The organism is Streptomyces sp. JH002 (genome assembly GCF_050916115.1).
Classification (GTDB): Bacteria; Actinomycetota; Actinomycetes; order Streptomycetales; family Streptomycetaceae; genus Streptomyces; species Streptomyces xiamenensis.
Map to the genome: position 1 here is coordinate 5900934 of NZ_CP087989.1, position 26019 is coordinate 5926952.

A 26019-nucleotide genomic window follows, 5' to 3' on the forward strand; every position below is an offset into this window, starting at 1 on the left:
CATGGGACGCGCCTACTCCCTGCTGTTCCGTACGGTCCTCACCCGGATCGACCCCGAACGCGCCCACCACCTCGCGTTCGGGGCGATCCGGGCGGCCGCCTCCGTCCCCGTGCTGCGCGACGCGGTACGGGCCGGGTTCGCGCCCCGCTTCCCGCAGCTGCGGGTGCGGGCGCTGGGCCGCACCATGCCGGGGCCCTTCGGGCTCGCCGCCGGCTTCGACAAGAACGCCGTGGGCATCGACGGCCTGGCCATGCTCGGCTTCGACCACATCGAGATCGGCACCGTCACCGGACAGCCGCAGCCCGGCAATCCGCGCCGCCGGCTCTTCCGGCTGGTGGCCGACCGCGCCGTGATCAACCGGATGGGCTTCAACAACGACGGCTCGGCCGCCGTCGCCGCCCGGCTGGCCCGCCGCACACCCCGCCCCGGCGGCACCGTGGTGGGCGTCAACATCGGCAAGACCAAGGCCGTCCCCGAGGCGGAGGCCGTCGCCGACTACGTCACCTCCACCGAACGGCTGGCCGAGCACGCCGACTACCTGGTGGTCAACGTCTCCTCGCCCAACACCCCGGGACTGCGCGCCCTGCAGGCCGTGGACCAGCTGCGCCCGCTGCTGAGCGCGGTGCGCGAGGCGGCCGACCGCGCGGTCACCGCGCGCCGGGTGCCGCTGCTGGTGAAGATCGCCCCCGATCTCGCCGACGAGGACATCGACGCCGTCGCCGATCTCGCCCTGGAACTGGGCCTGGACGGCATCATCGCCACCAACACCACCATCGGCCGGGAGGGGCTCGCCACCCCCGCCGATGAGGTGGCCGCCATCGGCGCGGGCGGACTGTCCGGCGCCCCGCTCACCGAGCGCTCGCTGGAGGTACTGCGGCGGCTGTACGCGCGCACCGGTGGCCGGCTCACCCTGATCGGGGTCGGCGGCATCACCACCGCCGAGGACGCCTGGGCCCGGATCCGGGCCGGCGCCACCCTGATCCAGGGCTACAGCGGCTTCATCTACCAGGGCCCGGCCTGGGCCCGGCACATCCACCGCGGACTGGCCGGGCAGCTGGCGGCCAGCCCGTACGCCACGCTGGCCGAGGCGGTCGGCACCGAGGTCACCGAGGCGACCGGGGCCACCGCGAGCACCCGGGGCGACAGCGGCCCCGTGGGCACCGAGGCCGAGGAGGGCCGGGCATGAGCGCACCGGAGCCGTTCGGCGCCCGGCTGCGCCGGGCCATGGACGAGCGCGGGCCGTTGTGCGTGGGGATCGACCCGCACGCACAACTGCTCGCCGACTGGGGGCTCGGCGACGACATCGCGGGCCTCGAGCGCTTCACCCGCACCGTGGTGGAGGCGCTCGCCGACCGCGTCGCCGTCCTCAAACCGCAGTCCGCGTTCTTCGAGCGCTTCGGCTCGCGGGGCGTGGCCGTCCTGGAACGGGCCATCGCCGACAGCCGTGACGCCGGGGCGCTGGTGCTCACCGACGTCAAGCGCGGGGACATCGGCTCCACCATGGCCGCCTACGCCTCCGCCTACCTGGAGCCCGGCGCCCCGCTGTTCTCGGACGCGATCACCGTCTCCCCGTACCTCGGCTTCGAGTCGCTGCGGCCCGCGCTGGACCTGGCGCGGGCCAACGGGGGAGGGATCTTCGTCCTGGGCCTCACCTCCAACCCGGAGGGTGCCCAGGTGCAGCGGGCCACCGCCGCCGACGGCCGTCCGCTGGCCCAGCTGATGCTGGACGCCATCGCGCGCGAGAACGCGGGCGCCACCCCGCTGGGCTCGGTCGGCGCGGTGATCGGCGCCACCCTGGGCACGGCGGGGGTCGACCTGGCGGTCAACGGCCCGCTGCTGGCTCCCGGAATCGGCGCGCAGGGCGCCACCGCGGCCGATCTGCCCAGGCTGTTCGGCGCCCAGAGTGGTCATGTGGTGCCCAGTGTCAGCCGGTCCGTGCTGCGTCGCGGGCCCTCGGTCGAGGGGCTGCGCACGGCGGCGGCGGAGGAGGTCCGGGCGCTGTCCGCAGTGGTCTCTGACCACCGTTGAGCCCTCTGCCGTAGAGAAATGTCCGAAAAGTTCGTACTGATTGAACGCTGACCTGGACTTTTTGACGATTCTCGCTGACTCGAGCCGCATCGGCCGCTAGTCTCCGACGAGAGCGGAGCAGCCAGGCACCCAGCCGACTGCCCGCCGGTGCGGGGCCAGATGGCCGCGTGCTGTCCGTATCCAACAGATTCGACACCCGAGGTGACGTAGGCGTGGCTCTTCCGCCCCTAACCCCTGAACAGCGCGCAGCCGCGCTTAAGAAGGCCGCCGCGGCTCGCCGGGAGCGCGCCGAGGTCAAGAATCGGCTCAAGCACTCCGGCGCCTCCCTGCACGAGGTCATCCAGCAGGGACAGAAGAATGATGTCATCGGAAAGATGAAGGTCAGCGCGCTGCTGGAGTCGCTGCCCGGCGTCGGCAAGGTCCGCGCCCGGCAGATCATGGAGCGTCTTGGCATCTCCGAGAGCCGCCGGGTCCGCGGTCTCGGCTCCAACCAGATCGCCTCGCTGGAGCGTGAGTTCGGCGACAAGGCAGCCTGAGATTTTCCCGCTCCGCATGGAGACGGGATAATCGGCACATGAACGATCGTCCGCGGCTGACCGTGCTCTCCGGCCCCTCAGGGGTCGGCAAGAGCACGGTCGTCGCCCATATGCGCCAAGCTCATCCGGAGGTGTGGCTGTCCGTCTCGGCCACCACCCGTCGCCCCCGCCCCGGGGAGCGCCACGGTGTGCACTACTTCTTCGTGGAGGACGAGGAGTTCGACAAACTCGTCGCCAACGGAGAGCTCCTGGAGTGGGCCGAGTTCGCCGGCAACCGGTACGGCACTCCGCGCCGTGCCGTCCTGGACCGGCTGGAGGCGGGGGAGCCCGTCCTCCTGGAGATCGACCTCCAGGGCGCCCGGCTGGTGCGCTCCTCGATGCCCGAGGCACGGCTGGTCTTTCTCGCGCCGCCCAGCTGGGAGGAACTGGTGCGCCGGCTGACCGGCCGGGGCACCGAACCGCCCGATGTCATCGAGCGCCGGCTGACCGAGGCCAGGAAGGAACTGGCGGCCGAGTCGGAGTTCGACGTCACCCTGGTCAATACGTCGGTCGAGGACGTCGCGGGTGAGCTGCTAGCCTTGCTGTGTTAACCAGGGGGCAGTCTTTGTTTCCCCCGCCCCCGACCCCCTGCGGAAGGTAGAGCGTGTCCTCTTCCATCACCACGCCCGAGGGCATCATCAACCCGCCGATCGATGAGCTGCTCGAGGCCACCGACTCGAAGTACAGCCTGGTGATCTACGCCGCCAAGCGCGCGCGTCAGATCAACGCGTACTACTCCCAGCTCGGCGAGGGCCTGCTGGAGTACGTCGGCCCGCTCGTGGACACCCATGTGCACGAGAAGCCGCTGTCGATCGCGCTCCGCGAGATCAACGCCGGCCTGCTGACCTCCGAGGCCATCGATGGCCCGGCGGACCCGAGCCCGCGCCAGAGCCGCTGAGTCGCCGTACGCGCACCACAGCATCGATCCGCCCACGGGCCCGGCAGCACGCTGCCGGGCCCGTGCTCGCGCCGGGAGAAGGGCAGCGATGGACAAGCCGAAGATCGTTCTGGGAGTCAGCGGCGGGATCGCCGCCTACAAGGCGTGCGAGCTGCTGCGCCGGCTGACCGAATCCGGTCACGATGTGCGGGTGCTGCCCACCTCCAACGCGCTGCGCTTCGTCGGCGCGGCCACCTGGGCGGCGCTGTCCGGGCATCCGGTGGACACCGAGGTCTTCGAGAGCGTCCACGAGGTGCCGCACGTACGGATCGGTCAGCAGGCCGATCTGCTGGTGATCGCCCCGGCCACCGCCGATCTGCTGGCCAAGGCGGCGCACGGGCGGGCGGACGATCTGCTCACCAACACGCTGCTGACCGTACGGGCCCCGGTGATCTTCGCGCCCGCGATGCACACCGAGATGTGGGAGCACCCCGCCACCCAGGAGAACGTCGCCACTTTGCGCCGCCGCGGCGCCGTGGTCATCGAGCCCGCCAGCGGGCGGCTGACCGGCGCCGACACCGGCAAGGGCCGGCTGCCGGACCCCGCGGAGATCTTCGAGGTCTGCCGCCGGGTGCTGGCGCGCGGCACCACGGGGGCCGCCCCCGATCTGGCCGGACGGCATGTGGTGATCTCGGCCGGCGGCACCCGCGAACCGCTGGACCCGGTGCGCTACCTGGGGAACCGCTCCTCGGGCAAGCAGGGCTACGCGCTGGCCCGCACCGCCGTGGCCCGGGGCGCCCGGGTGACGCTGGTGGCGGCGAACGCGGCGCTGCCGGACCCGGCCGGGGCCGAGGTCATCCCGGTGGGCACGGCGCGCGAACTGCGCGAGGCCGTCCTGAAGGCCGCCGCGGACGCCGACGCGGTGGTGATGGCGGCGGCGGTCGCCGACTTCCGGCCTTCGCACGAGGTGGACAGCAAGATCAAGAAGCGGGACGGGGTGGAGCCGGAGCCGATCGCCCTGGTGCGCAACCCCGACATCCTGGCGGAGCTGTCCGCCCACCGCCCCGCACCCGCCCAGATCGTGGTGGGGTTCGCCGCCGAGACGGACGACGTCCTGGCCAACGGCCGGGCCAAGCTCGCCCGCAAGGGCTGCGACCTGCTGGTCGTCAACCAGGTGGGCGGCGGGCGCGCCTTCGGCACCGAGGAGAACGAGGCGGTGATCCTGGAGTCCGGCGGCCCGGAGACCCCGGTGCCGCACGGCCCCAAAGAGGCTCTGGCGGACCGTATCTGGGACGTCGTGGCCGGGCGTCTGAGCACGGCCTGATTCCGTACGACCCCCTTGCGCCGTCTCGCACTGCGATCCACCTCTCCCCAGCCGGGGGCAGGACCGTTACTGTAAGACAGGGCCGCGGCAGCCGTGGTTGGACCGCTGTCCGGCGACCCTTGAGCCGATAGACTCACACCGACGCCCGCCGGGAGGCCCCGGAGCGTGTCGGACCAGTTCAGTCAGCAGCCGCTGCAACCCCAGGGAGCGATGTGTCCCGCCGCCTGTTCACCTCGGAATCTGTGACCGAGGGTCACCCCGACAAGATCGCCGATCAGATCAGCGATGCCATCCTCGACGCCCTGCTCCAGGAGGACCCGACCTCCCGCGTGGCCGTCGAGACGATGATCACCACGGGCCTGGTGCACGTGGCCGGTGAGGTCACCACCAAGGCTTACGCGGACATCGCGTCCCTGGTGCGCAACAAGATCCTCGAAATCGGGTACGACTCCTCCAAGAAGGGGTTCGACGGCGCGTCCTGCGGGGTGTCGGTGTCGATCGGGTCGCAGTCCCCGGACATCGCCCAAGGGGTGGACACCGCCTACGAGTCGCGGGTCGAGGGCGAACTGGACGAACTGGACCGGCAGGGCGCGGGCGACCAGGGCCTGATGTTCGGCTACGCGTGCGACGAGACGCCCGAGCTGATGCCGCTGCCGATCCGGCTGGCGCACCGGCTGTCCTCCCGGCTCTCCGAGGTGCGGCGCAACGGGACCATCCCCTACCTGCGCCCGGACGGCAAGACCCAGGTGACCATCGAGTACGACGGTGACAAGGCCGTGCGCCTGGACACCGTGGTGGTCTCCAGCCAGCACGCCTCGGACATCGACCTGGAGTCGCTGCTCGCCCCCGACATCCAGGAGTTCGTGGTCGAGCCCGAGCTGAAGGCGCTGGTCGCCGACGGCATCAAGCTGGACAGCGAGGGCTACCGGCTCCTGGTGAACCCCACCGGGCGCTTCGAGATCGGCGGCCCGATGGGTGACGCCGGGCTGACCGGACGCAAGATCATCATCGACACCTACGGCGGGATGGCCCGGCACGGTGGCGGCGCCTTCTCCGGCAAGGACCCGTCCAAGGTCGACCGGTCGGCGGCCTACGCCATGCGCTGGGTGGCCAAGAACGTGGTGGCCGCAGGGCTCGCCTCGCGCTGCGAGGTGCAGGTCGCGTACGCGATCGGCAAGGCCGAGCCGGTGGGTCTGTTCGTGGAGACCTTCGGCACCGCCACGATCGAGCCCGAGCGGATCGAGAAGGCCATCTCCGAGGTCTTCGACCTGCGGCCGGCCGCCATCATCCGCGACCTCCACCTGCTGCGTCCCATCTACGCGCAGACCGCCGCGTACGGGCACTTCGGCCGTGAGCTCCCCGACTTCACCTGGGAGCGCACCGACCGCGTCGACGCGCTGCGCGCCACCGTCGGTCTCTGAGGTTCCCGGCCCGGCGATGTCCGAGCCATCTGCTGTACTGCTCGGGTGAGCGGCGAGCAAGAACACCGGGCGGCGGGCGCGGAGCAGCTGGCGCTGATCCGCGCGAGCGTGCGGGCGGGCCGGAAGGAACCTCCGGCCCGGCCCCGCACCTGGCGCGGCGCCGCGCTCGCCGAGGAGCTGCCGGTCGCCCGGGTGCTGGTCGACAAGGGTCTGGTGCACCTCGACCGCTACTTCGACTACGCGGTACCCGCCGCCATGGACGCGGACGCCCAGCCGGGGGTCCGCGTCCGGGTGCGGTTCGGCGCGGGGGAGCGGGGCGGGCGCCGCGAGGGCGGCGGTCTGATCAACGGCTTCATCGTCGAGCGGTGCGCCGAGAGCGACTTCCCCGGCACCCTGGCGCCGATCGCCCAGGTGCTCTCCACCGAACCCGTCCTCACCCCCGCCCTGCTGGCGCTGTGCCGGGCGGTCGCCGACCGGTACGCCGGGGCGCTCGCCGACGTCGTGCAGCTCGCGGTGCCCCCTCGCCGGGCCCGCCCCGAGAAGCAGCCCTCACCCCCCGCACCGCCTCCGCCCGCCGCGCCCGAGCCGGGGGGCTGGGCCCGCTATCCGCGCGGCGCCGGCTTCCTGGCGGCGCTGGCGCGCGGCGAGGCGCCGCGCGCGGTGTGGACGGCGCTGCCGGGTCCCACCTGGCCCGGCGAACTGGCGCGCGCCCTGGCCACCACGCTCGCCGCCGGGCGCGGCGCGCTGGCCGTCCTCCCGGACGGGCGGGCCGCCGCCCGGGTGGACGCCGAGCTCACCGCACTGCTGGGGCCGGGCCACCATGTCCTGCTCACCGCGGACGCCGGGCCCGAGGAGCGGTACCGCAAGTGGCTCGCGGTCAGCCGCGGCGCGGTGCGCGGGGTCGTCGGCACCCGGGCGGCGATGTTCGCGCCGGTGCGTGATCTGGGTCTCGCCGCGATCTGGGACGACGGCGACCACGCGCACGCGGACGACCACGCGCCCCAGCCGCACGCCCGCGATGTCCTGCTGCTGCGCGCCGCCCACGAGCGGGCCGGCCTGCTGCTGGGCGGCCACGCCCACACCGTGGAGGCGGCCCAGCTGGTGGCGACGGGCTTCGCCGCGCCGCTGGCGGCGGACCGGGAGACGGTGCGCGAGGCCGCACCGCAGGTGCGCACGATCGGCGAGGCGGACGAGGCACGGGACGCGGCGGCCCGCACCGCGCGGCTTCCGACGCTCGCCTGGCAGACCCTGCGCGAGGCACTGGGCCGCGGCCCAGTGCTCGTCCAGGTGCCCCGCCGCGGGTACGTTCCCCGGCTGGCCTGCGAGCGCTGCCGGGAACCGGCCCGCTGCCGGCACTGCCACGGGCCGCTGACCGTGCCGGACGGCGGCGAGCTGTGCTGCGGCTGGTGCGGGCGCGAGGAGCCGGCCTGGCACTGCCCCGAGTGCGGAGGCGGACGGCTGCGCGCCGTGGTGGTGGGCGCGCGGCGCACGGCGGAGGAACTGGGCCGGGCGTTCCCGGCGGTACCGGTGCGCACCTCCGGGCGCGATCACATCCTGGACACGGTGCCCGACCGGCCCGCGCTGGTGGTCGCCACACCGGGCGCCGAGCCGGTGGCCGAGGGGCCCGGGTACGCGGCGGCGCTGCTGCTGGACGGCTGGGCGCTGCTCGGCCGCCCCGATCTGCGGGCCGGCGAGGAGGCCCTGCGCCGCTGGCTGTCGGCGGCGGCGCTGGTGCGGGCACGGGGGGAGGGCGGCACCGTGGTGGTGCTGGCCGAGGCCACGCTGCGGCCGGTGCAGGCACTGGTGCGCTGGGACCCGGCGGGGCACGCGGAGCGGGAGCTGGCCGACCGGGCGGCGCTCGGCCAGCCGCCGGTGTCCCGGATGGCGGCGGTGAGCGGGTTGCCGGAGGCGGTGGACGGGCTGCTGGAGACGGCCGGACTGCCGCCGGACGCGGAGATCCTGGGCCCGGTGCCGCTGCCCGTACGCGCGCCGGGCCAGCCCCGCAGGCCGGGCGATCCGCCGCCGGGGGAGGTGTGGGTGCGGGCCCTGGTGCGGGTGCCGCCGGGCAGCGGTGGCGCACTGGCCGCCGCGCTGAAGGCGGCGCAGGCCGCCCGGGCGACCCGCCGGGAGGGCCCGCCGGTCCGGATCCGGATCGACCCGCCGGACATCGGCTGAGCCGGCCCGGCGGGTGGCCTCGTACCCTGGGGCGTTCCCGCTCCGGGTGCGTGCGTCGACGGGAGTGCGCCGACGGGCGGGCGCCGTACGGGTGACCGCGCGTCGCCTGCCCGGCGTACGCGGCGACACGGTGATCGCACCGGTGGTGGCCCCGGCACTCGGGGACGACGCGCGGCACGGTCCTGAACAGCTGCGGACCGCGCCGAGTGGCGGAACGACTCCTCGGCGGCGGCCGGACCACCCGTGATCGCGGGGGACCCGGGCATCGGGACGGACACTGCCACGGGGCGGGTGTCACGCCCGTCCGGCCCACCCCGTGATGGCGGCTCAGCCGCGCCTGCTCACACCGGCGGACGCGGCCGGCGGCGCCGCGCGGGGATCACCGCGACAGCCGCTCCAGCCTCAGGGTGTTGTCCCTGTGGTGGAGCTCCTCGCCGTTGGGGAGGACGCGGGTGCGCTCGTACTCCTCCGCGGTGCGGACCTCCCAGGCACCCTCCGCGAGTTCGAGTGAGGCGATGACCTCCGCCGGGGTGGGGAAGTGCACCTCGGGGTGATCCTCCGGTTCGTGGCCCCGGGGCCAGCCGGCGTGGCCCACGATGAGCAGCGTGCCACCGGGGGCCACCGCCGTCGCCGCCCGGCGCAGGATCCGCTCCCGGGGGAGATCGACGGTGGAGTGCAGAAAGTGCGCGGAGACCAGGTCGAAGGTGCCCTCGGGGAAGGACTCCCCGAGGTCGTGCCGCTGCCAGTCGATCCGGTCGGCCACCCCGCGCCCGGCCGCGTGCGCCGCCGCGCGCTCCAGGGCGACGCCCGAGATGTCGGTGGCGGTCACCCGCCAGCCGCGGTCCGCCAGCCACACCGCGTCGCCGCCCTCGCCGCAGCCCAGATCCAAGGCGGTGCCCGGGGTCAGTCCTGAGACCTCGCGGACCAGTGCGACGTTGGGCTCGCCGCTCCAGATCCGTTCGTTCTCCCGGTACCGGTCGTCCCAGTGCTCCTGTGCCGAACGCTCGTCCTTCGTCATGGATGACCTCCGTGTCGGTTACCGGAGATGGTCCGCCCCCGCACGGTCCATGGCAAAGACTGTTGCCGGATCGGCAACTCAGCCGGTGCGCGGCCCGGGGAAGGGCGCGGCCACCGGTTGCTGCTGCGGCGCCGTGCCCAGCGGCTCGCGCCCCAGGGATTCCCTGCCGACCGGTTCCCGGCCCAGGGCGTCGCGGCCCAGCGACTCGCGGCCGAGGGACTCGCGGCCGAGGGACTCCCGTACGGCACTGGTGCGCTCCGCCGTGCGCCGGGTGCCGTAACGGCGGTGCACCGCCTGCTTGGTGACGCCGAGCGCCGAGCCCACCGCGTCCCAGGAGAAGCCGAGCGAACGGTCGAAGTCCACGGCCGCCGTCACCAGTGTCTCCACGCTGTCCCGCAGCTCCTGGGCCAGCCGGACGGTCGGCGCCGGGGCGCGCCCGTACACGACGAACCCGGCCGCGGAGCCGGTGCGTCGCGGGCGGTACACATTGCCCAGCTGTGCGGTGAGCGTGCGCAGCGCGTCCACCTGGCGGCGGACCCGCTCGATGTCCCGCACCAGCAGATGCAGGCTCGCTCGTGCCTGGGCGTCAGGGGTGGCGTGGTCGGCCATGAGGACCCTCTCGAACCGGCGTCAGGGATTGTCGGAATGGTCAATCTGCCTTGACCAACGCCTTACACGTGGCCTGGGTCACGCTGCTGGACCGGATCGTCCACGCCAAGGGGCGCGTTCCGCTCCGCACGCCCCGGGGGTCCACGCCGGTACGGACCGTAGACTGACGCACCGTTTCGGGTTGTTCCCGTAGCTCCCGTACCCCGCACTCACCCGAGAAGGTGACACCCGCACCATGAGGCTCGTCTTCGCCGGCACCCCCGAGGTGGCCGTACCGGCCCTGGACGCCCTGCTCGCATCGGACCGGCACGAGGTCGCCGCCGTGGTCACCCGGCCCGACGCGCCCGCCGGGCGGGGGCGACGGCTGGTCGCCAGCCCCGTCGCCCAGCGTGCCGAGGAGGCCGGGATCGAGATCCTGCGGCCCGAGCGCCCGCGCGACCCCGACTTCCAGGAGCGGTTGCGGGCCATCGCCCCCGACTGCGCCCCGGTCGTCGCCTACGGCGCGCTGCTGCCCGAGTCCGTCCTGGACATCCCCCGGCACGGCTGGGTCAATCTGCACTTCTCGCTGCTCCCCGCCTGGCGCGGCGCCGCCCCGGTCCAGCACGCCGTCATCGCGGGCGACGAGGTCACCGGCGCCTCCACCTTCCAGATCGAGAAGGGTCTTGACTCCGGCCCGGTCTACGGGGTGCTCACCGAGGAGGTGCGCCCCGAGGACACCAGCGGCGACCTGCTCACCCGGCTCGCCTTCGCGGGCGCCGGACTGCTGGCGGCCACCATGGACGGCATCGAGGACGGCAGTCTGCGCGCCGTGCCGCAGCCCGCCGAGGGCGTCACCCTGGCCCCCAAACTCTCCGTCAACGACGCCAGGATCGACTGGGACCACCCCGCGCTCGGCGTGCACCGCCTGGTGCGCGGCTGCACCCCGGCACCCGGCGCCTGGACGGTCTTCCGCGGCGAACGCCTCAAGGTGCGCCAGGTCGCCCTCGCCCCCGAGCAGTCGGCCCTCGCCCCGGGCGAACTGGCCACCGGCAAGCACAGCGTTCACGCCGGTACCGGCTCGCACGCCGTCGAACTCGTCTGGGTACAGCCCCAGGGCAAGAAGCCGATGGCCGCCGCCGACTGGGCCCGCGGCGTGCGGGTGCGCCCGGGGGAGCGGCTGGGCTGACCCCGGGGGGCCACGGGCCCGGGCCGTGCCGGACACGGCCCGGGGGTGCCGTCAAAGTCCCGCCTGCCCCGCCACGTCCGGCACGGCACCTCGCTGCCTTGTCGCGTCGCCCGAATACCCGCTACGAGGGCGACCCTGCGCCTCGCGGTGCACCGCACCCGGGGGCACCTCCCGGCCGAAGGCCGGGGGAGCCGCGGGGCCCGCCCTTCGGGCGGACGGCCCTCCTTCGACGACACCCCCTAGGCTTGACCCCCCGCACCACCTCTCACCAGCAGCAGTCGGAGTCATCGTCCCCGTGAGCAATCGGCCCGCCCGTCGTCCCGCCAGGCCCTACCGCCGTCCCCGCAAGGACCCGGTGCGTTTCCTCGCCTTCGAGGCGCTGCGCGCCGTCGACGAACGCGACGCCTACGCCAACCTCGTGCTGCCCCCGCTGCTGCGCAAGGCGCGCGCCGCCGGGGACTTCGACGACCGGGACGCCGCGCTGGCCACCGAGCTGGTGTACGGCACGCTGCGCCGCCAGGGCACCTACGACGCGGTGCTGGCGGCCTGTGTGGACCGGCCGCTGCGCGAGGTCGACCCGCCGGTGCTCGACGTGCTGTCGCTGGGCGCGCACCAGTTGCTGGGCACCCGCATCCCCACCCACGCGGCGGTCAGCGCCAGCGTCGAACTGGCCCGCGTGGTGCTGGGCGACGGCCGCGCCAAGTTCGTCAACGCCGTGCTGCGCAAGGTCGCCGCCCACGACCTGGACGGCTGGCTGGAACGGGTCGCCCCGCCCTACGACGAGGACCCCGAGGAACACCTGGCCGTCGTGCACGCCCATCCGCGCTGGGTGGTCTCCGCCCTGTGGGACGCGCTGGGCGGTGGCCGCGGCGAGATCGAGGCGCTGCTCGCGGCCGACAACGAACGCCCCCGGGTCACCCTGGCCGCCCGCCCCGGACGGATCGGCCCCGCGGAGCTGCTGGAGCAGGCCGGCCCCGAGCGGGCCACCCCCGGCGACTGGTCCCCGTACGCCGTACGGCTGGCCGAGGGCGGGGAGCCCGGCGCCATCGAGGCGGTCGCGGACGGCAGCGCCGGGGTCCAGGACGAGGGCAGCCAGCTGGTCGCCCTCGCGCTGGCGAACGCCCCGCTGGCCGGTGACGGCGGCGACACGCGCTGGCTGGACGCCTGCGCGGGGCCCGGCGGCAAGGCCGCCCTGCTGGCCGCCCTCGCGGCCGGACGCGGCGCGGCGCTGCTGGCCGCCGAGAAGCAGCCGCACCGCGCCGCCCTGGTGGCCCGCGCGCTGGCCGGCAACCCCGGTCCGTACCAAGTCGTGGTCGCCGACGGCACCCGCCCCGCCTGGCCGGCCGGCGGCTTCGACCGGGTGCTGGTCGATGTGCCCTGCACCGGTCTCGGCGCGCTGCGCCGCCGCCCCGAGGCCCGCTGGCGCCGCCGCCCCGAGGACCTGGACGGCTTCGCCGGGCTCCAGCGCGGGCTGCTGCGCGAGGCGCTCACCGCGGTACGTCCGGGCGGAGTGGTCGGGTACGCCACCTGCTCGCCGCATCTGGCCGAAACCCGCGCCGTGGTCCACGACGTGCTGAAGAATCCGGGCAGCCCCGCCGCCGAATGGCTGGACGCCAGGCCCCTGCTGCCCCGCGTCCCCGCCCTGGGCGACGGCCCCGACATCCAGCTGTGGCCGCACCGGCACGGCACCGACGCGATGTACCTCGCGCTGCTGCGCCGCACCGCGTGACCGGCGTCACCCCACCCCCTGACCATGCTGAATACTGAGGACATGGCACAGATCAACCCCAGCATCCTGTCCGCGGACTTCGCCCGCCTCGCCGAGGAGGCCCAGGCCGTCGAGGGGGCGGACTGGCTGCACATCGACGTCATGGACAACCATTTCGTGCCGAATCTGACGCTGGGCCTCCCGGTGGTGGAGTCGCTGCGCAAGGCCACCGACACCCCCCTGGACTGTCATCTGATGATCGAGGACCCCGACCGCTGGGCCCCGGCCTACGCGGAGGCGGGCGCCGGCTCGGTCACCTTTCACGCCGAGGCGGCGACCGCGCCGATACGGCTGGCACGGGAGATCAGGGCGCAGGGCGCGCGGGCGTCGATGGCGCTGCGCCCGGCCACCCCGATCGAGCCGTTCGAGGATCTGCTGCCCGAGCTGGACATGATCCTGGTGATGACGGTGGAGCCCGGGTTCGGCGGACAGGCGTTCCTGGACGTGACGCTGCCCAAGATCCGCCGCACCCGGGAGCTGATCGCGCGGCACGGGCTGCCGCTGTGGCTCCAGGTGGACGGGGGTGTCTCGGCGGCGACGATCGAGCGGTGCGCCGAGGCGGGCGCGGACGTGTTCGTGGCGGGCTCGGCCGTCTATGGCGCCGAGGACCCGGCGGCCGCGGTGCGCGGGCTGCGCGAGCAGGCGGAGCGCGCGGCGGCCGCGGCCCGGGGAGCCGGCACGGCCGGGTGAACGGGAACGGCGTCCCCGCTCCGGCGGGCCGGGCGCGAGCGACATCAAGGACCTTACGGATCTGCGAGGATGGCCGAGCGGACCGTGAGCGGGACAAGCCGGAGGACTGAGAGGTGAGTGCCGTGTCGACCGGGAGGTCAGCCGCACGGATGGGACCCGCCGAGCTGATGCAGGCGGCGGCGATGGCCCGCCGTTTCTATCTGGAGGGCAAGTCGAAGATCCAGATCGCGGACGAGTTCGGGGTGAGCCGCTTCAAGGTCGCCCGGGTGCTGGAGTCCGCAGTGGAGCACGACCTGGTGCGGATCGAGATCCGGGTGCCGGCGGAGCTGGACGCGGACCGCTCGGACGCGTTGCGGGCGCGGTACGGGCTGCGGCACGTGGTGGTCGCCGAATCGCCCACGGACACCGCCGACGACACCCCCGACCCGGAGCACCTGGGTGAGGTGGGCGCCGAACTGCTGGGTGAGCTGGTCGCCGAGGGCGATGTGCTGGGCCTGGCCTGGGGCCGTTCCACGATCCACATGGCGGCGGCGCTGCGCGAGCTGCCGCCGTGCACCGTGGTCCAGCTGACCGGGGTGTACGACGCGGGGACCGCCGAGCGCGGTTCGGTGGAGGCGGTACGGCGGGCCGCCGCCGTCTCCGGCGGGGAGGCGCATCCGATCTACGCGCCGATGCTGCTGCCGGATTCCGCGACGGCGGACGCGCTGCGTGCCCAGCGCGGGATCGCGGCGGCGTTCGAGTTCTTCGACAAGGTGACGATCGCGGCGGTGTCGATCGGCTCCTGGGAGCCGGGCATCTCCACGGTCCACGACATGCTGAACAAGGACGAGCGCGAGCACTACGCCTCCCTCGGGGTGGCCGCCGAGATGTCGGCGCATCTCTTCGACGCCGAGGGGCGCCGGGTGGGCCGCGATCTGGGTGAGCGGTGCATCACCGTGGAGGCCGAGCGGCTGCGCCGGATCCCCGAGGTCGTGGCGATCGCGGGCGGGCGGCGCAAGGCGGAGGCGATCGGCGCGGTGCTGCGTTCGGGCCTGGTGACCAGCCTGGTCACCGACACGGCGGCGGCCGATCTGCTGCTGACCCAGTCGCCGGGTGTGCGTCCGGCGCTGGAGCGGGCCGACCCGGACAGCGTCCCCCGGTGAGGGGGCCGCGCCCGGGTGCGGTCCGTCACCCCTTCGGCCATCTGTTCGCCCGCTTCGGGGTGGATCGGGGATAATGCGGTAGGAGCCGCGTGCGAACGCTGCCGCTCCCACCCTCCCCCGACCCCGGCCGGGAGGTGCCCCCAGGGCAATGCGAGAACGCAGGTGAGAGAGCAGGCATGAAGTTCCTCAATGACTCCCGACCGTCGTACGACCTGACCTATGACGATGTGTTCATGGTCCCGGGTCGCTCGGCGGTGGCATCCCGACAGGACGTCGATCTCGCCACTCCGGACGGCAGCGGCACCACCATTCCGCTGGTGGTGGCCAACATGACGGCCGTCGCGGGGCGGCGGATGGCCGAGACGGTGGCCCGCAGGGGCGGTCTCGCCGTCATCCCGCAGGACATCCCGCTGGACGTGGTGACCGAGGTCACCAGCTGGGTCAAGCAGCGCCACCTGGTGCTGGACACCCCCATCACCCTCGCCCCCTCCCAGACCGTGGCCGATGCCCTGGCGCTGCTGCCCAAGCGGGCGCACAACGCGGGCGTGGTCGTGGCCGAGGGGCGCCCCGTGGGCATCGTGACCGAGGCCGACCTGTTGGGCGTGGACCGCTTCACCCAGCTCAGCGAGGTCATGTCGAAGGACCTGCTGGTGCTGGCGGCGGACATCGATCCGCGCGAGGCCTTCGCCACCCTGGACAGCGCCCACCGCAAGATCGCCCCGGCCGTGGACACGCAGGGCCGGCTGGCCGGCATCCTCAGCCGCAAGGGCGCGCTGCGCGCCACCCTGTACCGCCCGGCCACCGACGCCGCGGGGCGGCTGCGGGTGGCGGCGGCCATCGGCATCAACGGCGGCAGCGTGGCGCGCGCCGAGGCGCTGCTGGCCGCCGGGGTGGACACCCTGGTGGTGGACACCGCGCACGGCCACCAGGAGTCGATGCTGGCCACCCTGCGCGCGGTGCGGGCGCTTGACCCGCGGGTTCCGGTGGTGGCGGGGAACGTCGTCTCGGCCGCCGGGGTACGCGATCTGATCGAGGCGGGCGCGGACATCGTCAAGGTCGGGGTCGGCCCCGGCGCGATGTGCACCACCCGGATGATGACCGGCGTGGGCCGTCCGCAGTTCTCCGCGGTGCTGGAGTGCGCTGCCGAGGCGAAGAAGTTCGGCAAGCACGTCTGGGCGGACGGCGGGGTGCGGCACCCGCGCGACGTGGCGATGGCGCTGGCCGCCGGCGCCTCCAACGTGATGATCGGATCGTGGTTCGCCGGGACGCACGAGTCACCGGGCGACCTCCAGCAGAGCGCCGACGGCCGGCTGTACAAGGAGAGCTTCGGCATGGCCTCGGCGCGCGCGGTGCGCAGCCGCACCAGCGAGGAGTCGGCGTACGACCGGGCCCGCAAGGGGCTGTTCGAGGAGGGCATCTCCACCTCGCGGATGTACATCGACGGCGCGCGCCCCGGCGTGGAGGACCTGATCGACTCCATCGTGGCCGGTGTGCGCTCCTCGTGCACCTACGCGGGCGCCGGCACCCTGGCGGAGTTCGCGGACAAGGCCGTGGTCGGCATCCAGAGCGCGGCCGGCTACGCGGAGGGCAAGCCGCTGCACGCCAGCTGGTAGCGACGTCCGCTCCAAGGGCCCGGAACTCACGAGGAGTTCCGGGCCCTTGTGCTGTGATGGACGGCATGACGCAGAGGGCGCGCGAGGGGTATCAGGGCACCGGGTCCGGTGCGATCACCCTGGGGGCACCTCCCGGCCGAAGGCTGGGGGAGGTTGTGCGGTGGAGCACTGGCTGCGGCTGCCGCCGGGCCCCGAACCGGGGATTGTCGCGCACGCCGTGCCGGGCGGTGGCACGCTGCTCGAACTGGGCTGCGGCGTCGGCCGCCTGACCGGGCCGCTGACCGCGGGCGGCTTCCGCGTCACCGCCGTCGACGAGTCGGCGGCGATGCTGGAGCACGTACGGGGGGCGCGTACGGTGTGCTCACCGATCGAGTCGCTCGACCTGGGGGAGGAGCGCTTCGACGCTGTGCTGCTCGCCTCCTTCCTCGTCCACAACGGCGATCCCCGGGTGCGGGAGGGCCTGTTGCGCACGCGCCGCCGCTACGTCGCGGAGAGTGGCTGGGTGCTGATCCAGCGGGAGCGGGGCAGCTGGCGCGATCAGGAGGTGGGGGAGGCGTCGCTGCCCGGCGGTGGGCTGGTCCGGGTTGCCGCCATCGAGCCGGCCGGCTCCGGCCTCACCTCCGTTCTGGTGGAGTACGCGTACCCGGACGCCTGGTGGACGCAGCGGTTCCTGTCCTACGGCTACCCCGGTGACACCTTCGAGGAGGCGCTGGCGGGGGCCGGACTGGCCATCGACGCGTATCTCACCGAGGACCGCACCTGGTTGCGGTCGCGTCCGGTGTGAGAGGTGGCAACTACTGGACGGGGCGCCGTCAGGAAGTTGCCGTTGAATCCAACTGATGTTCTTCAACAAGGTGTTGAGCTTTCGTCAGGCGCTCCGTAGCTTCTGAATCCGGAACCCCCACCGGCCCGCGATCCGGGCCGCCGACTCCGGAGGACGCGTCATGCGCCTGCGTCAACGTCTCGCCACCGTCATCACCACGCTCGCTCTCGCCCTCGGCGCCGTGGCCGTCTCGGCCGCCCCGGCCACCGCCGCGCCCGCCGACAAGCCGCAGGTGCTCTCCAGCTGGACCCAGACCAGCGCCGCCAGCTACAACTCCTGGCTCTCGGCGCGCAACAACCAGGGCGCCTGGTCCGCGTACGCCTTCGACTGGTCGACCGACTTCTGCTCCTGGTCGCCGGACAACCCCTTCGGTTTCCCCTTTGAGATGTCATGTGCGCGGCATGACTTCGGGTACCGGAACTACAAGGCCCAGGGCACCTTCGACGCCAACAAGACCCGGCTGGACAACGCCTTCTACGAGGACCTGAAGCGCGTCTGCAACCGCTACTCGGGCGCCACCAAGACGGCCTGCGACGGCACCGCCTGGACCTACTACCAGGCGGTCAGGGCCTTCGGCTGACCCACCGGCCACCCGGCCCGCGCTGTGAGGCGCCCCACAGGCGCGCATACGGCGCGGGCCGACGTGGCAGACTGGTGGACGTACAACACGACACAAGCGCACTCCGGGGTCGGTGAAAGTCCGAGCCGGCGGTTACAGTCCGCGACCCGTCCGCCCACCAGCGGCCGGTTGACCAGGTGGAACTCCTGGACCGACGGTTAAAGTCCGGATGGGAGGCAGTGCGCGGCGGAGCGGGACCGGCATGTCCGGCCGCGGGCCGTCCCGTGACCCGGGACACCCGTGTGACCTGGGCGTTCCCCCTGCTTTCCGTTGGTCCCGTGATGCCCCGGAGTCCGTGCCCGAAGAGGCAGGAGGACCCGGTGGCCGCCCCACCCGAAGCGCCCGAGGCCGAGGCGATGCGTCATGCCGTCGCACTCGCCGCCCGGGGCCTGGGCCGCACCAGCCCCAACCCCGTCGTCGGCTGCGTGATCCTGGACGCCGCCGGCCGCCCCGCCGGCGAGGGCTGGCACCAGCGGGCGGGTGGCCCGCACGCCGAGATCCACGCCCTGGAGCAGGCCGGTGAGCGCGCCCGCGGCGGCACCGCCGTCGTCACGCTCGAACCCTGCAACCACACCGGCCGCACCGGTCCCTGCGCCCAGGCCCTCATTGCCGCCGGCGTGCGCCGCGTCCGCTACGCCGTCCCCGACCCCACCTCCGCGGCGGGCGGGGGCGCCGCCACCCTGCGCGCCGCCGGGATCACCGCCGAGCCGGGCCCGTGCACCGAGGAGGCCACCGCCGGCAACATCGCCTGGCTCACCTCCGTACGGCACGGCCGCCCCCACGTGCACTGGAAGTACGCCGCCACCCTGGACGGCCGGATCGCCGCCGCCGACGGCAGCAGCCGCTGGATCACCTCGCCGCAGGCCCGCGCCGACGTGCACCGGCTGCGCGCCGAAGCGGACGCCGTCGTGGTCGGCTCCGGCACCGCCCGCGCGGATGACCCCCACCTGGCCGTACGCGGCGTCCCCGGCGCCCGGCAGCCGCTGCGGGTGGTCGTCGACACCGAGGGCACCGCCGTCGCCCCCGGCGCCCGGATCCTGGACGACGCCGCGCCCACCCTGATCGCCGTCGCCGACGACCGCACCCCCGCGCTCCCCGGGGCCGAGCTCGTGCGCCTGCCGCGCGCCGCCACCGGCCGCGGCCTGGACATCCCCGCGCTGCTGGCCGCCCTGCACCGGCGGGGCATCCGGTCCGTGCTGCTGGAGGGCGGGCCCACCCTCGCCGGGGCGTTCGCCGCCGCCGGCGCCGTCGACCGGGTCACCGGCTATCTCGCCCCCGCCCTGCTGGGCGCGGGACCGGCCGCCCTCGGCGACGCCGGAATCAGCACCATCGCGCAGGCGTTGCGCCTGCGGGTCACCGACTGGGACCGGGTGGGGCCCGACCTGCGCGTCACCGCCGTTCCCGTCCCCGCCACCGTCACCGCTCCCGTCCCCACCGGCAAGGAGTCCTGAATGTTCACCGGAATCGTCGAAGAACTGGGCGAGGTCGCCGCCATCGAGACGCGGGGCGACTCCGCCCGGCTGCGCCTGCGCGGACCGCTGGTCAGCGACGGCGCCGCGCACGGTGACTCCATCGCCGTCAACGGGGTGTGTCTGACCGTCACGGACACCGGTGACGGCACCTTCAGCGCCGATGTGATGGCCGAGACCCTCAAGCGCTCCTCGCTCGGCGCGCTCACCACCGGCTCCCGGGTCAACCTCGAACGCCCCATGGCGCTCGGCGGCCGGCTCGGCGGACACCTCGTCCAGGGCCACGTGGACGGCACCGGCACCGTACTCGCCCGCGAACCCGCCGAGCACTGGGAGCTGGTCACCGTCTCGCTCCCCGCCGAGCTGTCCCGCTACGTCGTCGACAAGGGCTCCATCACCGTGGACGGCGTCAGCCTGACCGTGGTGGAGGCCGGCGAGGACCGCTTCACCATCAGCCTCATCCCCACCACGCTGGAGCTGACCACGCTCGGCGTCAAACAGCCCGGCGACCCCGTCAACCTCGAGGTCGACGTCATCGCGAAGTACGTCGAGCGGATGGTGACCCGATGAGCTCCGTCTTCGACCCCCTGCACGAGGTCGCCTTCACCGCCTTCGGGCAGGACGTCATCTGGTCGGACATGACCGGCAACCTGATCGGGCTCGCCGCCCTCGCGCTGGGCTGGCGGCGTTCCATCTGGACCTGGCCCGCCCAACTGCTCTCCGGCCTCGTGCTGATCGCCGCCTACGCCTCCGCCCAGCTCGGCGGCGGCGTCGGCAAGCAGCTGCTGGTCATCATCGTGGCCCTGTGGGGCTGGCGGCAGTGGCGCGGCGGCCGGCAGCAGGCCGCCGACGGCCAGATCGCCGTACGGTTCGCCACCGGCCGCGAACGCCTCGCGCTGGCCTCGGGCGCCGTCGTGGGCACCGTGGCGGTCGGCTGGCTGTTCGCCGCCTTCCCCTCGCTGTCCTGGAACCCGTGGCCCGACGCGTACATCTTCATCGGCACCCTGGTCGCCATGATCGCCCAGGCCAGGGGCCTGGTGGAGTTCTGGTTCGCCTGGCTGCTGGTCGACGTCGTCGGCGTGCCGCTGGCGTTCAGCAGCGGGCTGGCCTTCTCCGGACTCGTCTACGTCTTCTACCTCGTCCTCGTCCTGTGGGGGCTCCGGGACTGGTGGCGGCGCTCCGGCGCACCCGCCTCCCGCCCCGTTCTGGAAGGAGCAACCGCATGACCATCGCCGTGCCGGACCGCGACCTCGCCCTGGACCCCGTGGAGCGTGCCGTCGCCGACATCGCGCTGGGCCGGCCGGTGGTCGTCGTCGACAACCCCGACCGGGAGAACGAGGGCGACCTGATCGTCGCCGCCGAGAAGATCACCCCCGATCTCGTGGCGTTCATGATGAGCGAATGCCGCGGTCTGATCTGCGCGCCGATGGAAGCCGCCGACCTCGACCGGCTCGACCTGCCGCAGATGGTCACCGCCAACACCGAGCCGATGGCCACCGCCTTCACCGTCAGCGTGGACGCCGGCCCCGCCCACGGCGTCACCACCGGCATCTCCGCCGCCGACCGCGCCGCCACCATCGCGCTGCTGGCCGACCCGGAGGCCACCGCCCAGGACTTCGTCCGCCCCGGCCACGTCTTCCCGCTGCGCGCCCGGCCCGGCGGCGTCCTGGCCAGGGCCGGCCACACCGAGGCCGGCGTCGACCTGGCCCGGCTCGCCGGACTGCGCCCCGCCGCCGTGATCGTGGAGATCGCGGGAGAGGACGGCGCCATGCTGCGCCTGCCCGAACTGGTGCCCTTCGCCCGCAAGCACGGCCTGTCGATCATCTCCATCGAGGATCTGATCGCCCACCGCGCCGCGGCCGAGCCCGACGCCGCCGCGCCCGACGACGAGCCGGCCGTACGCCGCGAGGCCCGCACCACCCTGCCCACCCCGCACGGCGACTTCCAGGCCCACGGCTACCGCTCGGCGCCCGATGGCACCGAGCATCTCGCCCTGGTGGCCGGCGACATCGGCGACGGCGAGGACGTCCTGGTCCGCCTGCACTCCGAGTGCCTCACGGGCGACATCTTCGGCTCCCAGCGCTGCGACTGCGGGCCGCAGCTGGCCGCCTCCCTGGAACGGGTGCGCGCCGAGGGCCGCGGCGTGGTGCTGTACCTGCGCGGCCACGAGGGCCGCGGCATCGGGCTGCTGTCCAAACTGCGCGCCTACGAACTCCAGGAACACGGCCGGGACACCCTGGACGCCAATCTCGAACTCGGCCTGCCGGTCGACGCCCGCGACTACGGGGCGGGCGCCCGCATCCTCACCGACCTCGGGGTGCGCTCCGTACGCCTGCTCACCAACAACCCGGCCAAGACCGCCGCGCTGACCGAGCACGGGCTGCGGGTCACCGGACGCGAGCCCATGCCGGCCCCCGCCGGGCGTCACAACCTGCGCTATCTGCGCACCAAGCGCGACCGGATGGGCCACGATCTGCCCTGGCTGGACGGCGCCGAACTGCCGGCCTGCGCCGGACAGTGACCGCCGCACCCTGACCACCCGCACCCTCTCCTCCCACCACCCCTCCCCGAAAGGCAGGACCCAGACATGAGCGGAACCGGCGCCCCCGAGGTGACCGTGGAGCACGGCGGCGACCTGCGGGTCGCGGTCATCGCCGCCCAGTGGCACCGCACCGTGATGGACGGCCTGCTCGACGGAGCACAGCGCGCCCTGAAAGACCTGGGCGTCACGCACTCCACCGTGGTGCGCGTGCCCGGCAGCTTCGAGCTGCCGGTGGCCGCCCGCGCCCTGGCCGGCCAGGGCTACGACGCCGTCGTAGCCCTCGGCGTCGTCATCCGCGGCGGCACCCCGCACTTCGACTACGTGTGCCAGGGCGTCACCACCGGCCTCACCCAGGTCAGCGTGGAGACCGGAGTACCGGTCGGCTTCGGCGTCCTGACCTGCGACACCGAGGCACAGGCCCTGGACCGGGCCGGACTGCCCGGCTCCGCCGAGGACAAGGGCCACGAGGCGGTGACCGCCGCCGTCGCCACCGCCGCCGCCCTGCGCTCGGTGACCGCACCCGCGCGGTGACCCGCGCCGCGCACGCCGTAGGCTGAGCGTCACCATGGCCAACAAGACATTCGAGCAGCTCTTCACAGAGCTCCAGCACAAGGCCCTCCACGGCGACCCCGCTACCTCGCGCACCGCCGAGCTGGTCGCCTCGGGCGTGCACTCCATCGGCAAGAAGGTCGTCGAGGAAGCCGCCGAGGTATGGATGGCCGCCGAGCACGAGGGCGCCGACCGTACCGCCGAGGAGATCTCCCAGCTGCTGTACCACCTGCAGGTGATGATGGTCGCCCGGGGCATCTCCCTGGACGATGTATACGCTCATCTGTAAGGCGCAGGCCCGCCGTCCGCCCCTCTTCCCGTCCCCGCACTCCCGAAGGAATCACGCCCCATGCTGCGCATCGCCGTCCCCAACAAGGGTTCCCTGTCCGAGCCTGCGTCGGCGATGCTCCATGAGGCCGGCTACCGGCAGCGCAAGGACAGCCGCGAGCTGGTCCTGATCGACGCCGACAACCAGGTCGAGTTCTTCTTCCTGCGCCCCCGCGACATCGCGGTCTACGTCGGGTCAGGCAAGCTCGACATCGGCATCACGGGACGCGATCTGCTGCTCGACTCCGGGGCCGACGCCGAGGAGATCAAGCAACTGGGCTTCGCCGCCTCCACGTTGCGCTACGCGGCCCGGCCCGGCGGGGTCACCGACGTCACCCAGTTCGACGGGCTGACGATCGCCACCTCCTTCCCCGGCGTGGTGCGCGCGCACCTCACCGAGAACGGCGTGAAGGCCTCGGTGGTCCGGCTGGACGGGGCCGTGGAGACCGCCATCCAGCTCGGGGTCGCCGAGGTCATCGCCGACGTGGTGGAGACCGGCACCACCCTGCGCAACGCGGGCCTGGAGATCATCAGCCGGCCGATCCTGGAATCCGAGGCGGTGGTCATCCGCCGCCGCGGCGACGAACGCGCCGAACCCAAGGTGGAGCAGTTCCTGCGCCGCCTCCAGGGCGTCCTGGTGGCCCGCCGCTACGTGATGATGGACTACGACATCCGCGCCGAACTGGTCGAGAAGGCCGTGGCCCTCACCCCCGGCCTGGAATCCCCCACCGTCTCCCCGCTGCACGACCAGGGATGGGTCGCGGTACGGTCCATGGTCCCCGTCCAGGACGCCCAGCGCGTGATGGACGACCTGTACGACATGGGCGCCCGCGCGATCCTCACCACCGGCATCCACGCCGCCCGGCTGTGAGCGGCACCATGCCCCGTACCGACAAGGACATCACGGTGACCGGCGACCGGCCCACCCCGCCCGACCTGCCCGAACTCCCGGTGACCTTCCAGCCGCGGCTCACCAGGATCATCCTGATGAGCACCGGCGCGGTGGTCTTCACCGTGCTGCTGATCATCGCCGTCATCGTGCCGGTCAGCGCCAGCACCTGGGGGCTGGGCGACCGGTTCACCGTGGCCGGCACCGGCATCGCCGCCTGGGCCGTGCTGGCGGTGCTCAGCCGCCCCAAGGTGCTCGCCGACCGCGACGGGGTGACCGTCGTCAACCTCACCACCAAGCGGCGGCTCGCCTGGGCTGAGATCGTCCGGGTCGGGCTGCGGCCCGGCGACCCGTGGGTGACCCTCGACCTCGCCGACGGCTCCACCCTGGCCGCCATGGGCATCCAGCCCGGGCTCGCCAAGGAACAGGCCCTGGCCGACGCCCGCGCGCTGCGCGCCCTCGTCGAGACACACAGCAGCGCCGCCGCCGGGCGCGGCTGAGCGGCGGGAACCCGTCACGGCAGCGGCGGGCGCCGGCCCTGATCGGGGCGGCCCCGCCCGCGGGACGCCAGTACCTCCCCGTACGCCTGCATCAGATCCGGCAGCCGCAGCGTCGCCAGATCCTGCCGGCCCGGGTCGGTGGCCGACTCCGCCAGCCGCACGTCCCGGAACGCGCAGCTCGTCTCGTACAGGGTGCGCACGAAGCGGCCGTTGCCCAGCTCGTCGATCCAGCCCTCGGCCACCACGTGCTCGCTGATGCTGCGCAGTTCCTCCAGCGCCTCGGGATCCCACACATCGCCGTGATCGGCCGCCAGCAGCTCCCCGATCGCCGTCAGCTCCACCGGACGGTAGCTGGGGAACTCCACCCGGGCCGAAAAGCGCGAGCCCAGACCGGGGTTGGCGTTCAGCAGCCGGTCCATGCCCTGCGGATACCCGGCCAGGATCACCACCAGATGCTCCCGGCTGTCCTCGGCCCGCTTCAGCAACACCTGGAGCGCCTCGTCCCCGTACGCGTCGCCCTTGCTGTAGCCGGAGTGCACCAGCGAGTACGCCTCGTCGATGAACAGCACCCCGCCCAGTGCCGAATCGATCAGCCGGTTGGCCTTCACCGCCGTCTGGCCCAGGAACTCGCCCACCAGATCGGCGCGCTGCGCCTCCACCAGCCGGTCGTGGCTCAGCAGCCCCAGCGCGTGGAAGACCCGGCCCAGGATGCGGGCCACCGTGGTCTTGCCGGTGCCCGAGGGGCCGGAGAAGACGAAGTGCCGTTTGGGCGGCTGCACCGGCAGCCCCTGGCCCGAGCGCAGCCGTGCCATCCGCAGCTGCGCGGACATCGCCCGCACCTGCTCCTTGACCGGTTCGAGCCCGACCATCCGGTCCAGTTCGGCCAGGGTGTGGGCGAGCAGCGCCGGATCGGGCGCCGGCGGCAGCGCGGGCCCGGCCGCGGGCCGCGGGCCGTGCCCGGCCACCGGGCCCGGTCGGCCGGGCGTCCCGGGCGCCCGCCCCTCACCGGCGGCGGCCGGCAGCCGCTCCCCGCCCAGCTGCCCCGGCACCGGCAGCGGGGCCGGGGCGGGGGCCGGGCCGTACGGGGCCAGCGCCAGCTGGGCGGTGTCCGCGTCCTCCACCGCGAGCGCGGTCAGCCGCTCCGCGGTGTCCATGAACTCCGCGTCCACCTGGTGCACCGCCCGGTACAGCGGGATCGCCGCCGCGCTGCGCCCGCTGCCCTCGCGGGCCCGCGCCAGCCAGTACCGCAGCTCCTTGCGCTGGGGCTGTTCGCTGCGGCAGCGCATCAAGGCGGCCGCCAGCATCGGTTCCGCCTGGTCGTACATCTCCATCCGCACCCGTGCCATCCCGGCGAAAAGACCTGCCTCCACACCCAGTTGCGGATCGGACTGCAAGGTGGAGGTGAGCCGGAACAGCCCTTCCCAGTCCCGGGTGAGGTAGCAGCGGCACGCGTGCAGGAAACGGGCGAAGGGGTCGGTGTCCGGCGGCGGGCACTGGGCCAGCGCCCGGTCCAGCTCCGGCAGCCGGTGACCGTCCAGCAGCTGCGAGGCGTGCGCCAGCAGCAGATCGCGGTCGGTCTCCAGCACCGGCTGCACCCACCAGCCCAGCCAGTACCAGGAGCTGAGCGCCCGTCCGTGCCGGGCCCGCTGCTCCCCGAACCGCGCCCGGTGCCGGTACATCTGGAGCAGCGCCGGTGCCACCTCGGTGCGCAGCGCGTGCAGCCCGAGCCAGGCGTCGGCCATGCCCGGGTCCTCCCGCACCGCCGCCCGGAACTCCTCCTCGGCCTCCGGGTAGGCGGCCGCCGCGTAGGCGTCCACACCGCGCAGCCAGGCCAGATCGGCTCCGGTGTGCGGACCGTGAACGTCTTGCGTGCCAGACATCATGACGACCCCCATG

26 protein-coding genes and 1 riboswitch are annotated in these 26019 nt (G+C 73.7%); of the genes, 23 read left to right on the forward strand and 3 right to left on the reverse strand.

Annotated features, from left to right (window positions below):
• The first annotated feature begins 1 nt into the window (after window position 1).
• From H7827_RS27120 to H7827_RS27155, 8 genes are all read left to right on the forward strand, one after another.
• On the forward strand, window positions 2-1186 hold the full coding sequence (locus tag H7827_RS27120) for a quinone-dependent dihydroorotate dehydrogenase (protein WP_432747678.1): 1185 nt from the start codon (window positions 2-4) through the stop codon (window positions 1184-1186).
• Window positions 1183-2028, forward strand: a complete 846-nt coding sequence (gene pyrF / locus H7827_RS27125) for an orotidine-5'-phosphate decarboxylase (RefSeq protein WP_432747679.1) — start codon at window positions 1183-1185, stop codon at window positions 2026-2028. Before H7827_RS27120 ends, pyrF begins: the two co-directional genes overlap by 4 nt.
• A 212-nt stretch (window positions 2029-2240) precedes the next feature.
• Window positions 2241-2564 carry an integration host factor gene (locus tag H7827_RS27130; RefSeq protein ID WP_030727047.1) on the forward strand — a complete coding sequence of 108 codons (324 nt, stop codon included), beginning with the start codon at window positions 2241-2243 and terminating at the stop codon, window positions 2562-2564.
• Between the two features lie 38 nt (window positions 2565-2602).
• Window positions 2603-3154 carry a guanylate kinase gene (gene gmk, locus H7827_RS27135; protein WP_386538417.1) on the forward strand — a complete coding sequence of 184 codons (552 nt, stop codon included), beginning with the start codon at window positions 2603-2605 and terminating at the stop codon, window positions 3152-3154.
• Between the two features lie 53 nt (window positions 3155-3207).
• A complete protein-coding gene (gene rpoZ, locus H7827_RS27140) occupies window positions 3208-3501 on the forward strand; it encodes a DNA-directed RNA polymerase subunit omega (RefSeq protein WP_030727041.1) in 294 nt (97 codons plus the stop codon).
• An 88-nt stretch (window positions 3502-3589) separates the two neighbouring features.
• Window positions 3590-4804, forward strand: coding sequence for a bifunctional phosphopantothenoylcysteine decarboxylase/phosphopantothenate--cysteine ligase CoaBC (gene coaBC, locus H7827_RS27145; RefSeq protein WP_432747680.1), 1215 nt, complete (start codon window positions 3590-3592; stop codon window positions 4802-4804).
• Between the two features lie 212 nt (window positions 4805-5016).
• Window positions 5017-6225 (forward strand): methionine adenosyltransferase, encoded by a 1209-nt coding sequence (metK, locus tag H7827_RS27150; RefSeq protein WP_030727036.1) that lies wholly within the window; start codon window positions 5017-5019, stop codon window positions 6223-6225.
• A gap of 45 nt (window positions 6226-6270) precedes the next feature.
• On the forward strand, window positions 6271-8400 hold the full coding sequence (locus tag H7827_RS27155; RefSeq protein WP_432747681.1) for a primosomal protein N': 2130 nt from the start codon (window positions 6271-6273) through the stop codon (window positions 8398-8400).
• Window positions 8401-8779: 379 nt separating this feature from the next.
• Here H7827_RS27155 and H7827_RS27160 read toward each other — a convergent pair whose 3' ends face one another.
• Together H7827_RS27160 and H7827_RS27165 are read right to left on the reverse strand one after the other, a co-directional pair.
• Window positions 8780-9418, reverse strand: a complete 639-nt coding sequence (locus H7827_RS27160; protein ID WP_432747682.1) for a class I SAM-dependent methyltransferase — start codon at window positions 9416-9418, stop codon at window positions 8780-8782.
• Between the two features lie 78 nt (window positions 9419-9496).
• Window positions 9497-10027, reverse strand: a complete 531-nt coding sequence (locus H7827_RS27165) for a hypothetical protein (RefSeq protein ID WP_432747683.1) — start codon at window positions 10025-10027, stop codon at window positions 9497-9499.
• 235 nt (window positions 10028-10262) lie between these two features.
• On the opposite strand from H7827_RS27165, the gene fmt reads away from it, so the two are divergent.
• The 15 genes from fmt (at window position 10263) to H7827_RS27240 (ending at window position 24123) form a co-directional block, all read left to right on the forward strand.
• Window positions 10263-11192, forward strand: a complete 930-nt coding sequence (fmt, locus tag H7827_RS27170; protein WP_386538425.1) for a methionyl-tRNA formyltransferase — start codon at window positions 10263-10265, stop codon at window positions 11190-11192.
• A gap of 295 nt (window positions 11193-11487) precedes the next feature.
• Complete coding sequence (locus H7827_RS27175; RefSeq protein ID WP_262834115.1) at window positions 11488-12921, forward strand: RsmB/NOP family class I SAM-dependent RNA methyltransferase; 1434 nt, start codon at window positions 11488-11490, stop codon at window positions 12919-12921.
• A 42-nt stretch (window positions 12922-12963) separates the two neighbouring features.
• Window positions 12964-13650, forward strand: a complete 687-nt coding sequence (rpe, locus tag H7827_RS27180; RefSeq protein WP_030727018.1) for a ribulose-phosphate 3-epimerase — start codon at window positions 12964-12966, stop codon at window positions 13648-13650.
• 149 nt (window positions 13651-13799) lie between these two features.
• Window positions 13800-14792 carry a sugar-binding transcriptional regulator gene (locus H7827_RS27185; protein ID WP_432747684.1) on the forward strand — a complete coding sequence of 331 codons (993 nt, stop codon included), beginning with the start codon at window positions 13800-13802 and terminating at the stop codon, window positions 14790-14792.
• A 176-nt stretch (window positions 14793-14968) separates the two neighbouring features.
• Window positions 14969-16405 (forward strand): GuaB1 family IMP dehydrogenase-related protein, encoded by a 1437-nt coding sequence (locus tag H7827_RS27190; protein ID WP_386538429.1) that lies wholly within the window; start codon window positions 14969-14971, stop codon window positions 16403-16405.
• Window positions 16406-16565: 160 nt separating this feature from the next.
• The gene (locus tag H7827_RS27195) at window positions 16566-17189 is read left to right on the forward strand and encodes a class I SAM-dependent methyltransferase (RefSeq protein ID WP_432747685.1); all 624 of its coding nucleotides are present in this window, start codon (window positions 16566-16568) and stop codon (window positions 17187-17189) included.
• Between the two features lie 160 nt (window positions 17190-17349).
• Entirely contained in the window at window positions 17350-17808 is a 459-nt protein-coding gene (locus H7827_RS27200; protein ID WP_174864304.1) for a phospholipase, read from the forward strand.
• Between the two features lie 94 nt (window positions 17809-17902).
• A riboswitch (FMN riboswitch) is annotated at window positions 17903-18034 on the forward strand.
• Window positions 18035-18203: 169 nt separating this feature from the next.
• Window positions 18204-19298: a bifunctional diaminohydroxyphosphoribosylaminopyrimidine deaminase/5-amino-6-(5-phosphoribosylamino)uracil reductase RibD gene (gene ribD, locus H7827_RS27205; RefSeq protein ID WP_432748061.1), complete on the forward strand. Its 1095-nt coding sequence runs from the start codon at window positions 18204-18206 to the stop codon at window positions 19296-19298.
• Complete coding sequence (locus tag H7827_RS27210; protein WP_262834112.1) at window positions 19299-19886, forward strand: riboflavin synthase; 588 nt, start codon at window positions 19299-19301, stop codon at window positions 19884-19886.
• A complete protein-coding gene (locus H7827_RS27215) occupies window positions 19883-20542 on the forward strand; it encodes a nicotinamide mononucleotide transporter family protein (protein WP_386538434.1) in 660 nt (219 codons plus the stop codon). The genes H7827_RS27210 and H7827_RS27215 overlap by 4 nt, the downstream gene beginning before the upstream one ends.
• Window positions 20539-21837, forward strand: a complete 1299-nt coding sequence (locus H7827_RS27220; RefSeq protein WP_386538436.1) for a bifunctional 3,4-dihydroxy-2-butanone-4-phosphate synthase/GTP cyclohydrolase II — start codon at window positions 20539-20541, stop codon at window positions 21835-21837. Before H7827_RS27215 ends, H7827_RS27220 begins: the two co-directional genes overlap by 4 nt.
• A gap of 66 nt (window positions 21838-21903) precedes the next feature.
• Window positions 21904-22389 (forward strand): 6,7-dimethyl-8-ribityllumazine synthase, encoded by a 486-nt coding sequence (ribH, locus tag H7827_RS27225; protein ID WP_030726993.1) that lies wholly within the window; start codon window positions 21904-21906, stop codon window positions 22387-22389.
• Window positions 22390-22423: 34 nt separating this feature from the next.
• Entirely contained in the window at window positions 22424-22696 is a 273-nt protein-coding gene (locus tag H7827_RS27230; protein ID WP_386538438.1) for a phosphoribosyl-ATP diphosphatase, read from the forward strand.
• A 60-nt stretch (window positions 22697-22756) separates the two neighbouring features.
• The gene (hisG, locus tag H7827_RS27235; RefSeq protein WP_030726986.1) at window positions 22757-23605 is read left to right on the forward strand and encodes an ATP phosphoribosyltransferase; all 849 of its coding nucleotides are present in this window, start codon (window positions 22757-22759) and stop codon (window positions 23603-23605) included.
• A gap of 8 nt (window positions 23606-23613) precedes the next feature.
• Entirely contained in the window at window positions 23614-24123 is a 510-nt protein-coding gene (locus H7827_RS27240; RefSeq protein ID WP_432747686.1) for a PH domain-containing protein, read from the forward strand.
• A gap of 14 nt (window positions 24124-24137) precedes the next feature.
• On the opposite strand, the gene H7827_RS27245 is transcribed toward H7827_RS27240, so the two are convergent.
• On the reverse strand, window positions 24138-26018 hold the full coding sequence (locus tag H7827_RS27245; RefSeq protein ID WP_432747687.1) for an AAA family ATPase: 1881 nt from the start codon (window positions 26016-26018) through the stop codon (window positions 24138-24140).
• Between the last annotated feature and the right edge of the window lies 1 nt (window position 26019).

Excerpts from the sequence above, each read along its gene's own strand:
- H7827_RS27120 (WP_432747678.1), top strand. The coding sequence starts at position 2 with ATGGGACGCGCCTACTCCCTGCTGTTCCGTACGGTCCTCACCCGGATC.
- pyrF (WP_432747679.1), top strand. The coding sequence starts at position 1,183 with ATGAGCGCACCGGAGCCGTTCGGCGCCCGGCTGCGCCGGGCCATGGAC.
- gmk (WP_386538417.1), top strand. The coding sequence starts at position 2,603 with ATGAACGATCGTCCGCGGCTGACCGTGCTCTCCGGCCCCTCAGGGGTC.
- coaBC (WP_432747680.1), top strand. The coding sequence starts at position 3,590 with ATGGACAAGCCGAAGATCGTTCTGGGAGTCAGCGGCGGGATCGCCGCC.
- H7827_RS27160 (WP_432747682.1), bottom strand. The coding sequence starts at position 9,418 with ATGACGAAGGACGAGCGTTCGGCACAGGAGCACTGGGACGACCGGTAC.
- H7827_RS27165 (WP_432747683.1), bottom strand. The coding sequence starts at position 10,027 with ATGGCCGACCACGCCACCCCTGACGCCCAGGCACGAGCGAGCCTGCAT.
- fmt (WP_386538425.1), top strand. The coding sequence starts at position 10,263 with ATGAGGCTCGTCTTCGCCGGCACCCCCGAGGTGGCCGTACCGGCCCTG.
- rpe (WP_030727018.1), top strand. The coding sequence starts at position 12,964 with ATGGCACAGATCAACCCCAGCATCCTGTCCGCGGACTTCGCCCGCCTC.
- H7827_RS27185 (WP_432747684.1), top strand. The coding sequence starts at position 13,800 with ATGGGACCCGCCGAGCTGATGCAGGCGGCGGCGATGGCCCGCCGTTTC.
- H7827_RS27190 (WP_386538429.1), top strand. The coding sequence starts at position 14,969 with ATGAAGTTCCTCAATGACTCCCGACCGTCGTACGACCTGACCTATGAC.
- H7827_RS27200 (WP_174864304.1), top strand. The coding sequence starts at position 17,350 with ATGCGCCTGCGTCAACGTCTCGCCACCGTCATCACCACGCTCGCTCTC.
- ribD (WP_432748061.1), top strand. The coding sequence starts at position 18,204 with ATGCGTCATGCCGTCGCACTCGCCGCCCGGGGCCTGGGCCGCACCAGC.
- H7827_RS27210 (WP_262834112.1), top strand. The coding sequence starts at position 19,299 with ATGTTCACCGGAATCGTCGAAGAACTGGGCGAGGTCGCCGCCATCGAG.
- H7827_RS27215 (WP_386538434.1), top strand. The coding sequence starts at position 19,883 with ATGAGCTCCGTCTTCGACCCCCTGCACGAGGTCGCCTTCACCGCCTTC.
- H7827_RS27220 (WP_386538436.1), top strand. The coding sequence starts at position 20,539 with ATGACCATCGCCGTGCCGGACCGCGACCTCGCCCTGGACCCCGTGGAG.
- ribH (WP_030726993.1), top strand. The coding sequence starts at position 21,904 with ATGAGCGGAACCGGCGCCCCCGAGGTGACCGTGGAGCACGGCGGCGAC.
- H7827_RS27230 (WP_386538438.1), top strand. The coding sequence starts at position 22,424 with ATGGCCAACAAGACATTCGAGCAGCTCTTCACAGAGCTCCAGCACAAG.
- hisG (WP_030726986.1), top strand. The coding sequence starts at position 22,757 with ATGCTGCGCATCGCCGTCCCCAACAAGGGTTCCCTGTCCGAGCCTGCG.
- H7827_RS27240 (WP_432747686.1), top strand. The coding sequence starts at position 23,614 with ATGCCCCGTACCGACAAGGACATCACGGTGACCGGCGACCGGCCCACC.
- H7827_RS27245 (WP_432747687.1), bottom strand. The coding sequence starts at position 26,018 with ATGGGGGTCGTCATGATGTCTGGCACGCAAGACGTTCACGGTCCGCAC.